This is a genomic window from Dyadobacter soli (assembly GCF_900101885.1).
In the GTDB taxonomy this organism is placed as follows: domain Bacteria; phylum Bacteroidota; class Bacteroidia; order Cytophagales; family Spirosomataceae; genus Dyadobacter; species Dyadobacter soli.
In genome coordinates this window covers 353,022-364,318 of the sequence record NZ_FNAN01000008.1, presented here as the reverse complement: position 1 = coordinate 364,318, position 11,297 = coordinate 353,022, and the positions used below count along the sequence as shown (strand labels likewise).

At 48.4% G+C, this 11,297-nt stretch carries 8 protein-coding genes; 6 read left to right on the top strand and 2 right to left on the bottom strand.

The window, feature by feature from the left end; genetic code table 11:
* Positions 1-105 precede the first annotated feature (105 nt).
* From BLQ88_RS15160 to BLQ88_RS15140, 5 genes are all read left to right on the top strand, one after another.
* Positions 106-693, top strand: a complete 588-nt coding sequence (locus BLQ88_RS15160; RefSeq protein WP_090151470.1) for a precorrin-2 dehydrogenase/sirohydrochlorin ferrochelatase family protein — start codon at positions 106-108, stop codon at positions 691-693.
* A gap of 282 nt (positions 694-975) precedes the next feature.
* Entirely contained in the window at positions 976-4,335 is a 3,360-nt protein-coding gene (locus BLQ88_RS15155) for a SusC/RagA family TonB-linked outer membrane protein (protein ID WP_090151467.1), read from the top strand.
* 28 nt (positions 4,336-4,363) lie between these two features.
* The gene (locus BLQ88_RS15150) at positions 4,364-5,836 is read left to right on the top strand and encodes a RagB/SusD family nutrient uptake outer membrane protein (RefSeq protein WP_090151594.1); all 1,473 of its coding nucleotides are present in this window, start codon (positions 4,364-4,366) and stop codon (positions 5,834-5,836) included.
* Positions 5,837-5,851: 15 nt separating this feature from the next.
* Positions 5,852-6,781, top strand: a complete 930-nt coding sequence (locus BLQ88_RS15145; RefSeq protein WP_090151464.1) for a zinc-binding metallopeptidase — start codon at positions 5,852-5,854, stop codon at positions 6,779-6,781.
* 6 nt (positions 6,782-6,787) lie between these two features.
* Positions 6,788-8,095, top strand: a complete 1,308-nt coding sequence (locus tag BLQ88_RS15140) for a DUF4302 domain-containing protein (protein WP_090151462.1) — start codon at positions 6,788-6,790, stop codon at positions 8,093-8,095.
* Positions 8,096-8,110: 15 nt separating this feature from the next.
* On the opposite strand, the gene BLQ88_RS15135 is transcribed toward BLQ88_RS15140, so the two are convergent.
* Entirely contained in the window at positions 8,111-8,887 is a 777-nt protein-coding gene (locus BLQ88_RS15135) for a glycosyltransferase family 2 protein (protein WP_090151459.1), read from the bottom strand.
* The gene (locus tag BLQ88_RS15130; protein ID WP_090151455.1) at positions 8,880-10,124 is read right to left on the bottom strand and encodes a glycosyltransferase family 4 protein; all 1,245 of its coding nucleotides are present in this window, start codon (positions 10,122-10,124) and stop codon (positions 8,880-8,882) included. The genes BLQ88_RS15135 and BLQ88_RS15130 overlap by 8 nt, the downstream gene beginning before the upstream one ends.
* A 129-nt stretch (positions 10,125-10,253) precedes the next feature.
* On the opposite strand from BLQ88_RS15130, the gene BLQ88_RS15125 reads away from it, so the two are divergent.
* On the top strand, positions 10,254-11,162 hold the full coding sequence (locus BLQ88_RS15125; protein ID WP_090151452.1) for a class I SAM-dependent methyltransferase: 909 nt from the start codon (positions 10,254-10,256) through the stop codon (positions 11,160-11,162).
* The last annotated feature ends 135 nt before the right edge of the window (positions 11,163-11,297 follow it).

Genomic DNA, 11,297 nt, shown 5'->3' with positions numbered 1-11,297 from the left:
GCAAAGGTACGGGGAAAGAAGCAGATAGAAAAAGTGTGATGTTGGAATAGTTATAAAGGGTTTCTCGGTTTCGGTATGAACGGGTTATTTGTGTAAATTTGATCAATGAACAATCTCTTCCCGATATTCCTGAAACTCGAAAACCTGCACACGCTCATTGTGGGCGGCGGCTACGTAGGTTTGGAAAAAATCACGGCCGTTCTCGACAACTCCCCGCTCGCACGCGTAACGCTAGTTGCGCCCGAAATCCGGGAGGAAATCAAAAGCATTGCGGCGACTAATTCCCGAATAAATCTAATTACGCGGAAGTTTGCAGACGATGACCTGCTCGAAAAAGACCTGGTGATCGTCGCTACGAACGATAAGCCGGAAAATAAACGGATCTGGGAAACCGCCCGCGCTCGGCATATCATCGCCAATGTGGCCGATACGCCCGATATCTGCGACTTTTACCTCTCCTCGGTTGTCCGGAAAGGCAATCTCAAAGTGGCTATTTCTACCAACGGAATGTCTCCTACACTGGCCAAACGGCTCAAAGAAGTCCTCGGCGAAGCGCTTCCCGACAACCTTGAAGCAGCCATGGAACAACTCAAAGCCGTCCGTGATATGCTGAAAGGAGATTTTGCTTCGAAAGTCGACGAATTGAACCGCATTACTTCGGTTTTGACAGAAGAGAAAAAAGATGCCCGGTAATGCATCTTAAGTCGTGTTTTTGAACAATAAAAAGCGATTTAACAGTGTTTTTAGAAAGATAATTTGCTAAAATCACACCGCACGCCTCCACGGTTTTGCCATCTTGTGCGTATTGAGTATATTCTTTTGGTTTCGGGGTAGTTGGCATTAGTTTAATTTTTGTCACCGCCTGTGGTAGAATGTTTTCGCTTTTCGTGCGATAATATGTATTATTGAATTTATTAATTAAACCCGCTTTGGGCGGACGGACTGTTATTTGGGGTTAGACTTATACTTATTTATATGAATCTTTTCTATCGGATCAGTGGCCTGAGTCGGCTTATTGTGTTGCTCCTGGGTGTCTTCTTTCTGTCCGTTTTCGCATTTCCATCTTCTTTGTTTGCATTCACCGCCGATATCGACGTCAAAGGTGTCGTGAAAAGCAGCACCGGCGAACCGCTCATCGGGTCGACTGTCCGGGTGAAAGGCTTGCAGAAAGGTACGGTCACCAATGAGAAGGGGGAGTTCCTGTTGCAGGGCGTAAACGAGAATGCGACGCTGGTCGTTAGCATGATCGGATTTTTGTCCAAAGAGGTAAAAGCTGCCCGCAGCCTGTCGATCGAACTCGCGGAAGATGCCGTGGGTTTACAAGATGTGGTTGTCACTGGTTTTCAGCAGATTAATAAAGATAAATTCACAGGTTCAGCCGTAACGCTCAAAACCGACGATGTCAAGATCGACGGTTTGCCCGATGTGAGCCGGATGCTCGAAGGCCGTGCGGCGGGTGTATCGATCCAGAACGTCTCAGGCACATTCGGTGCCGCTCCCAAAATCCGTATCCGCGGCGCTACTTCATTGAATGGCGCCAACAAGCCGCTTTGGGTAATCGACGGCGTTGTGCAGGAGGATATCGTCAATATTTCAAACGACCAGCTTTCCAGCGGCGACCCTACCACATTGCTAGGCTCGGCCGTTGCAGGTCTCAACCCGAACGACATCGAGACATTTGATATCCTCAAAGACGCCGCCGCAGCCGCATTGTACGGTGCGCGCGCCATGAACGGGGTAATTGTGATTACTACTAAAAAAGGAAAGAGCGGCAAGCCGGTGATCACCTATTCGGGCAATTTCAGCACGCAGCTCGTGCCTTCCTATCGCAATTTCAACATTATGAACTCGGCGCAGCAGATGTCGGTGCTGGGAGAACTGGAACGCAAAGGCTATCTGGGTACGGATGTTCTTTCCAAACCGGATTATGGGGTGTATGGAAAGTTGTACAATCTGATCCAGGTTGGCGACGACCAAGGGGATTTTGGCCTGGTGAATAACCCGGCAAAGCGGCGGGAGTTTTTGTTAGGCTACGCAAAAGCCAATACCGACTGGTTCGATGTCCTTTTCAAGCAAAACTTCATACACGAGCATTCTCTCAGTGTTTCTTTCGGAACAGATAAATCCAACTCCTATGCTTCGGTAAGTTACCTGGATGACAATGGTTGGACGATTGCCGATAAGGTCAAGCGTTACACACTGAACTTCAATAACAACTATCAGCTTTCCGATCGTCTGAGTATCGGTTTGACCACACTGGCTTCTGTAAGGAGGCAACAGGCGCCAGGTTCTTTGAGCAGAAGAAGCAACCCGGTGGAAGGAAAGTATGACCGCGATTTTGATATCAACCCGTTCAGCTACGCATTGAACACCAGCCGAACGCTCACTGCTTACGATCAGACCGGTAATCTTGAATTCTTTCGCAGAAATTTCGCCCCTTTTAACATAGTTTCGGAATTGGCAAACAACAGGATCAACCTGACGTTGGCCGATATCAAGTTGCAAGGAAATCTTTCTTACAAAATCACTGATGACCTGAGCTACGATTTCCTAGGTGCGTTGCGATACATTCAGACCGGTCGGGAACATATTATTACGGAACATAGCAACATGGCCAATGCATATCGCGCAGCCGACAATTCGACTATCGCACTGGCCAATAAATACCTGTACACCGACCCCGACGTACCTAACGCTGAGCCAGTGATAGTGCTGCCATCAGGTGGGTTTTACAACCGCAACGAAGATCAGATGCTGTTCTACAACGTGAGGAATAACCTGCGTTATAACAAGAAACTTGGTGAGCGTCATGAAGTGAATGCGCTGATCGGGCAGGAGGTAAAGTTTACCAACCGCCAGAACTCCAATAATACCGGCTACGGCTTCCAATACGACCAGGGTGGAACCCCGTTTGTGGATTACCGTATTTTGAAGCAGACGATCGAGACCAATTTCCAATACTATGGAATGCAAATGGACTACGAACGGTTCGCCGCATTCTATGGAAGCCTTGGCTATACGTTGGACGGAAAATATAACGTAACAGGTTATGTTCGTTACGACGGCTCCAACCGGTTTGGGAAGTCGGCCATTGCGCGTTGGCTGCCTACATACACGCTTGCCGGTTCCTGGAACTTCGATCGTGAGAATTTCTTCAAAAATTCGACCTGGTTGAGTATGGGGCGCTTGCGATTGAGTTATGGTCTCTCCGCAGACACCGGCCCAGCTACCAATGCGGCTGTATTGCTGCAAAGCATTATAACCCGTCGGCCTTATGTAGACGAAAAAGAGTCGGCGATACAACTTGCTGCGCTGCAAAACACGGAGCTGACCTGGGAAAAGTTGTATAGCGGAAACCTGGGGCTCGATGTAGGGTTGTTCGGCAACCGGATCAATTTTACACTAGACGGGTATGTTCGAAACAGTTTCGATTTGATTGATCAGATCAAGACGTCAGGTATTGGCGGGCAGATTTACAAGGTCGCTAACTATGCCGATATGGAATCGTACGGTGCCGATTTCTCCGTGGACGGGGTGTTGTTTAAAAACCGTGACTGGGATTTTCGCTCGCGCATTACGTTCGGCTATTCGCACACACTCATCACAAATGTTGACAATAGCCCGGGCATTTTCGACCTCGTAAAAGCGGAAGGGGCCAATGTGCAGGGTAAGCCGGTAAGGAGCCTTTTTTCGATCGACTACCGTGCATTGAATCCTAAAACCGGTGTTCCGATATTCCTGAATGAGAAAGGGGAAGTGAGCTCGGATGTGTATTTGCAGGACCAGAATATTCAGTATCTCAAATATGAAGGGCCGGTTGACCCGCCATTTACAGGTGGTTTTAACAACACATTGGTTTATAAGGGACTTACGCTGAATGTATTTTTCACTTACCAGGCGGGTAATAAAATCAGACTTAATCCCTTGTTCCGGGGGGCATTCAGTGATCTGGATGCAATGCCAAAAGAATTTTACGACCGCTGGGTGATGTCGGGTGACGAGAGATATGGTGCCAACCCGTCGATTTCGGATCGGTTGGAAATGCTATACCTTCAAGGCACCTATCCCTACAACATTTATAACTACTCGACCGATCGCGTGGCGAAAGGCGATTTTGTGCGGTTGAAATCGGTATCGCTGGCTTACAAACTGCCGTTACAGGTTATCTCGAAGTATGGATTCAAAGCGGCAAGTATTCAGGTTTCGTCGATCAATCCGTGGCTGATTTATTCGGACAAGAAGCTGAAAGGACAAGACCCCGAGTTCTTCAATTCCGGCGGTGTTGCCCAACCGATCCAGAAGCAGTTTACAGTTGCATTGAAACTGACATTGTAAAGTTTTGAGGATGATTCATTTTGAAGATATGATTACCATCAGAAAGTTCAGAAAAATAATGCTGTTCCTGCCACTACTGGCCCTGGCAGGTTGCGAAGACTTCCTTTCGAAGGAGCCGGACAGCACACGGGCGATCATCAACACGCCCAAAAAGGTATCTCAACTGCTCACAACCGCCTATCCGCAGGCAGGTTATGTTGTGTTTTCGGAAAGTATGAGTGATAATGTGGCTGATAAAGGAGTGGGCGAGGATGACAAAACCAACCGAGGCTCGTTCCTTTTCGAAGTAGTAGAAGCAACTGTCGATGATCAGGATTCACCTGACTCTTATTGGGCTGAATGCTATCGAGCAGTTTCGGTAGCCAATGAGGCATTGGACATTATAAGCAAGGTTTCAGACCCTGAAAATTACAATGCGCAAAAAGGCGAGGCATTGCTGGCTCGTGCCTATGCACATTTTATGCTCGTGAATTACTACTGCAGATTTTTCGATCCGCAACAAGGCAACGAAAGTCCTGGTATACCTTATGTAACTGTGCCTGAAAGTGTGGTTATCAAGCAGTACGAACGTGGCACCGTGGCCGGCGTGTACCAGATGATCGAAAAGGATTTGCAGGAAGGGCTTCCGTTGATCAGCGATGGAACATACACAATACCTAAATACCATTTCAACCTTGCTGCCGCTAATGCATTTGCGAGCCGGTTTTACCTCGTGAAGAAAGACTATCAGAAAGTACTGCAATATGCCAATGCGGTTTTTCCAAGTAATAACTTCGCGGAAAACATGCGCCCTTGGAATACGACTTATTCGAGCATGTCGCCGGCTGAACTTTTCAATATCTATTCCCGTGCTACTGAAAATGCCAATTTGCTGCTTGTCGAAACCGCATCGAATTTCGGGCGGTTTGCGCCTACCTATCGTTATGGAATGACGTATGGCAAATGGCAGGAGATTTCTGTGAGCGAGCGGATCATTGCGGGCAATGCGGGCTGGGCATTTCCATTATATTACCGCGGCGAAAATAACTACTTCATTCCAAAACTTACCGAATACTTTGTGCGCGAATCAGTGAATGCCGAAATAGGGTTTCCTTATGTAATGCTGCCGATTTTTACCGTCGAAGAAGTGCTCTTCAACAGGATCGAAGCCAATGCCTATCTCAACAATACAGCCGCCTGCCTGACAGACCTCAATACCTACGTAAGCAAACGGGTGGATAACTATAATCCATCGGCACACAAGGTGACTGCCGCTAGCATGCGAGACTATTTCGGTACCAGCAACCTCAGAAATAACATCATTGAAACCGTGCTTGCATTCAAACGTGTGGAGTTTGTGCAGGAAGGCATGCGGTGGTTCGATCTTCAACGATACAACAGAACCGTAACGCATCAAACCCGCACGGGATCGGTCATTACGGTTCCCGCGGGAGATAACCGCAGGGTATTACAGCTTCCACAGACAGCGGCACTTTCAGGTATAACACAGAATCCCAGGTAAGAAAGCCATTCAACCATGAAAACGATATTCAGACATTTTACCCATTGCATTATTGCCGCATTGCTGGCTGGCATGACGTCCTGCAAAGAGGAGGGCCTGGGCAATGTAGACGACATTCCCGGCTTGGGTGGCGACGTTTGGGCTGAGGGACCGATTGACAAATGGATCCAGGATAGCCTTGTTGCTCCCTACAATATTTCCGCGAAATATAAGTGGGACCAGTTCGAGTTCGGAAACATGACCAAAAACCTGGTGCCACCGGATGAATCACAGGTAATTCCGTTGTTGAGCACGATTAAAAAAGCATGGACAACCCCGTACGTAGAGGAAGCGGGAAAAGTTTTTTACAATAAATATTCACCCAAATTCTTCATTCTCTCGGGGAGCAATGAGTACAATGTCGAATCGGGATCTATTACGCTCGGAACGGCGGAGGGCGGTCGGAAAGTGATCCTGTTCGGGGTAAACCTCTTCAAGATCAAAGGAATGCAGGGATATGACCCGGGAAGAGACTCTTCGTTTGTAAAAGACTGGTTCCTGCACACGATTCACCATGAGTTTGGCCATATTCTGCATCAGACAGTATTCTATCCCGTCGAATACAAGAATATTTCAAAAGCGTATTATCAGGGTGGGAACTGGATCAACTGGAGTGATGCCGCCGCCCGCCGCGACGGTTTTATTACCGCTTATAGCTCCTCTTCATTCGACGAGGATTTTGTGGAGATGATCGCCATGATGCTCACCGAAGGACGGGCAGGTTTCGATAAGATCGTGAACTCGATACCGGAAGGCACAAGCCCCAGCGGCGTAACAAAGGCGCAGGCACAGGCCGCATTGCGGCAAAAAGAGGCTATTATTGTAGCCTATTACAAGAATACGTGGAAGATTGATTTTTACAGTCTGCAAACCAAAGTGCGGACTTCGATGAACAAACTGTTTTAACGCCAGATGAAGAGATCATTTTTATACCTGTTGTTTCTCACCACTGTATTCTTCTCCTGTGAAAACAAGGATGACACGGTTTTTGAAGAATCGGCGGATGTGCGTTTGAACGCGGCACTGGCCTCATACGAAAAGCAACTCGTAGAAGCGCCTTATGGCTGGAATGCGGTCATTTATCCTGGCGGTGGCGGGAGTTACGGGTTTTATTTCAAATTCGATGACAAAAACCGTGTTACAATGTATTCCGATTTCTCCGACGCTGCTGCTGCCAAGTCGAAAGAAAGCAGTTACCGGTTGAAGGCCATGCAAACACCTTCTTTGATATTCGACACCTATTCATACCTCCACGTGTTGGCGGACCCTGATAACGAAGTCAACGGCGGAACACTTGGCGAGGGCCTCAAATCTGATTTCGAATTCAGCATCTACGGTGATTCCCTGAGCGAGGATCGCATGGCGTTTGTCGGTCGCAAAAACCAGAGCCGTCTGGTACTTACCAAAGCCACGCAGGCGCAGGCGACCGCCTATACGAACGGGGATCTGGCGAAGGCTGTTCTATTTAATAATATCAGCAAATACATTCCCTATTTCAAGCGTGTTACGCTCGGTGCAAACACCTATGAAATTACGGTTAATCAGAATACAAGGACCATTAAAATGACCTGGTTGAACGGAAACGTGCCGAAAACTTTTACTACCAGCTATTACTTTAATCCGACGGGTGTAGCGTTCGTATCCCCACTGGTAAACGGCTCGCAAACCATCACAGGTTTCACCAACATTACCTGGAATGCTAATTCGACGCAGGTCGGTTTCAGCGGCGGCGGTGCAAGCGGGGTAGTGGTAAGCGCGATCAAACCGTTATCCGTCGATCTGGCAGCTGCGCGAAGATGGTGGCAGGCACCGGTTGAATCCGGTGGCGACTGGCGGTCCTCTATGGGCTTTCACGTAAATGGTGTTGACGACGCATTCAAGGTAAATGACTTGAAAGATGATCAGGGCCGTCCATACTGGTTCTATATGTACTCGCCGGCTTTCAATCCCCAGTATGATGCATTCGCACCTATTTTTAATGATGAGGACGGCATTTATCTGGATAACGGACATGCTCCGGCAAAGCCTACTTTTACAGCGGATGGCCGTGCGGTATTTACCCAGCTCGGGACATTTGGCGTAATACCAGCGGGCGGCGCCGTAGACAAATCGGGTGATCTTTTATTCGATCCCGCCGGATTTTACCTGATTCAGACGTCGGATGAAACATACGATATGGTAAGCGCCAAGGATGCCAAATCCTGGATTACGTGGGAATAGCAATTAATGTAGCCGCTACCAGTATTTCCCGTTCTTTTTAGCAAACCAATACCCGCGCCAGAATATGCGGAGGTGGTTGAACAACGTCGGTACAAGTCCGAAATGCTTTTTCAGGACCTTGTACCGGTCGGTGAGCGAACGGCGGTGATTTTTGACGGAAAGGCCTCCTAACAGATAACGGCAGAGGACGAACGGCAGGTAATGCACGTTGTCGGCCCGTTTCAGGCACTCGATTTCCCAATCGATGTCGGCGCTGAGATTCTGGTATTCATACACCGGCGCAATGTCTTTCCGCACGATAAAGGCCTGGTGGCATACTTTCATGCCGAGCGCGAAGTCCTGCCAACGAAGGTTTGTCGGTAATGTATGCGGAGTAAACCGGCTGCGCAAACCCACTTCGGTGCCGTCTTCGCGAACCATCATGGCATCACTATAATACACCGCGCCGCCGCTTTCGAGCGATGCCAGAAGCTTTTGCAGCGTCTGATCGTCGTAAGCCTCATCACCCGCATTCAAAAACCATACATATTTCCCCGTCGCAAGCCGTAAGCCTTTGTTCATGGCGTCGTAAAGGCCTTTGTCTTTTTCGGAAATGACTTTGGAAATCAGTTGATTATACTGGCCGGCGATGCTGAGTGTCTGATCTTTTGAGCCGCCGTCGATGATCAGGTATTCCAGTAGCTTGCGATCTTCTACCTGAGACAAAGCCCTTTCTACACTATTTAATGTCCGGCCAAGGAATTTTTCGGCCTGGAAAGTCACGGTAATGATGGTTAACAATGGGCTATCCATGAAGCAGGGAGTCATAAAGTTGGGAATACTGCCTCGCTATCACCTCTTCCGAATAGTGTTGCAAAACCTTCGCACGCGCCTGCTCCGAGATGGCGCCATTCGAATTATGGCTCAGCACCCATTGAATGCCTTCTGAAAGTGAGGAAGGCGACTTGGATTTCGATATGAAACCGCTTTCCAAATGCCCTATCATCTCCGGAATGCCTCCGGTGTCGAAGCCTACCGCCGGTGTTCCGCAAGCCATGGCTTCCATAATGGTGTTCGGGAGGTTGTCTTCGAGTGACGGAACAATGAGCATGTCGGCCGCATTGTAAGCCTGTACCATTTGCGCCGAATCCGAGATTTTACCGAGGAAATGCACTTTGACAGGCATATCCTTGAAGTTTTCCGGCTTCCCTTTGCCAAGAATCATTACTTCCGTGCCGGCAAGATCGGGGTCCTGCATGGCTTCCCGGAAGTAGGTAAAGCCCTTGCGCGGGTCCTGTGTGTTGGCGCCTGCGAACAGGAGCAATCGCTTGTCTGCCGGCAGGCCTAATGCATTGCGTGCACCTATGCGGTCACCGGGTTTGAAGAAGTTCGTATCAATGCAATTTGGAATGGCCCGTGAAGGTTTCCCATTCGTTAATGCAGCTTTTTGTACGAGATTATCCAGCCATCGGCTGGGAGAAACCAGCGTAAGGTTGGTATTTTGGTAAAGACGTTGCTTTTTTTCGAATTGGGTAAAAGCGATATCATATTCGCCCGGCTTTTTGAGATACGGACAATAGCAGCAATGCGAAAGATAGCGCTCACAACCGCGGTTGTAATGGCAGCCGCCAGTGAAAGTCCACATGTCGTGCAACGTCCATACGATCGGTTTGCCGAGAGCGAAGAGCTTTTCCAGTGATTTCATCGAAAGGAATCCGAAATTGATCCAATGCAAATGAATAATGCTGGCTTGTTTCACCAGCGGATGATCGGCAATGTCGGCGCCGGCAACAGCAGGAGAGAAGGCAAAACGGACGGACTTGTCTTTTTCATAAGGCAAAAAACTAAGTCTTTCCAGCACAAAATTGCCCCAGGCTTTTCTGGATTTCCAGGAAGCATCCGCCCATGCGGTCGTGTGCGGGGCGGGGCTGGAAATTTCCGAAACCATGAGTTGCGAATCGGTCCCGGCATTGCGTAATGCCTGATGCAACCTTGCCGCAGCGACCCCGGCGCCTCCTTCCCAATGAAAAGTACTTAGTTGAAGCACCATTTGATCGCAATAGATAATTCGTGTTTTGGCCGGATAACCATTTTAGACCGATAAAATTAATATTTGCTCCGTTAAATAAATCTTATTCGTTGAAAGTATCTTTATCGCAAAATAGGTGTCCCCGCGAAAATGTCAAGCGAAAAGAAAAGCCACGAGGCGCATTCGGAATGGTACGAGCTGCAATATGCTACACAGGAGGCTAAAAATAAAGCGATCGAACTTTGGGAGTATGATAATGCGCACCAGACGATTAACCACTGGATCCACAAGCGCATGCTGGACCTTACTGAGCCATTCGTGCGGGAGCAGAAAACGTGGCTGACGGTGGGGGATGGGTACGGGTTTGATGCCAATCATTTTTTCAAAAAAGGGCTCGATGCCACCGCCAGCGATATAGCAGGTACTTTTTTGCCGCTGTCGAAGGAAAGGGGATTCATTGATAAGTATGCCATTGAAAACGTCGAGCGTCTGACATTTGCCGATAATAGCTACGATTATGTATTCTGCAAGGAGGCCTATCACCACTTCCCGCGTCCGTATCTGGGCGTATATGAGATGCTGCGCGTGGCACGCGAGGCTGTAATCCTGGTAGAGCCGCACGACCCGATCTCCAAAATGCCTTTCCTGCTTGCATTAAGGAATATATTCGACCGCTTCGATACGAAGGCTTTACAGAAATACTGGAAAAACAGGTATTCATTTGAAACCGTGGGGAACTACGTTTTCAAGCTATCCGAGCGCGAAATGGACAAGCTGGCGAACGGGATCGGTTTACCGGCGGTCGCATTCAAAGGTATTAATAATAACTACTATCATCCGTCGTACGGACGCGAGAAGGCGGACGATTCATCGCCGGCATTCCGCAAGATCAAGCGGAAGCTCGCATTTCATGATTTTCTGGTAAAAGCTTCGCTAATGCCTTCACAGGTACTTTGCGCAGTGATATTCAAGAAACTGCCTTCCGAACAGGTTATGAAGGCCATGCAGCAGGACGGGTTTCAGGTACATATTTTTCCGCCAAATCCTTATGCGCATTGAATGCTGGTACACATGCTGGCAAGACAAGTTTCTAAGGTCACAATTTGTGACCTTAGAAACTTGTACACCTAATGGTATAATACCTTGGCCTTTCTTTAAGATCACAATTTGTGATCTTAAAAGACGCAAATCCAC

Coding starts and splice junctions, on each gene's coding strand:
- BLQ88_RS15160 (WP_090151470.1), top strand. CDS start 106: ATGAACAATCTCTTCCCGATATTCCTGAAACTCGAAAACCTGCACACG.
- BLQ88_RS15130 (WP_090151455.1), bottom strand. CDS start 10,124: ATGGTGCTTCAACTAAGTACTTTTCATTGGGAAGGAGGCGCCGGGGTC.
- BLQ88_RS15125 (WP_090151452.1), top strand. CDS start 10,254: ATGTCAAGCGAAAAGAAAAGCCACGAGGCGCATTCGGAATGGTACGAG.
- BLQ88_RS15135 (WP_090151459.1), bottom strand. CDS start 8,887: ATGGATAGCCCATTGTTAACCATCATTACCGTGACTTTCCAGGCCGAA.
- BLQ88_RS15145 (WP_090151464.1), top strand. CDS start 5,852: ATGAAAACGATATTCAGACATTTTACCCATTGCATTATTGCCGCATTG.
- BLQ88_RS15150 (WP_090151594.1), top strand. CDS start 4,364: ATGATTACCATCAGAAAGTTCAGAAAAATAATGCTGTTCCTGCCACTA.
- BLQ88_RS15140 (WP_090151462.1), top strand. CDS start 6,788: ATGAAGAGATCATTTTTATACCTGTTGTTTCTCACCACTGTATTCTTC.
- BLQ88_RS15155 (WP_090151467.1), top strand. CDS start 976: ATGAATCTTTTCTATCGGATCAGTGGCCTGAGTCGGCTTATTGTGTTG.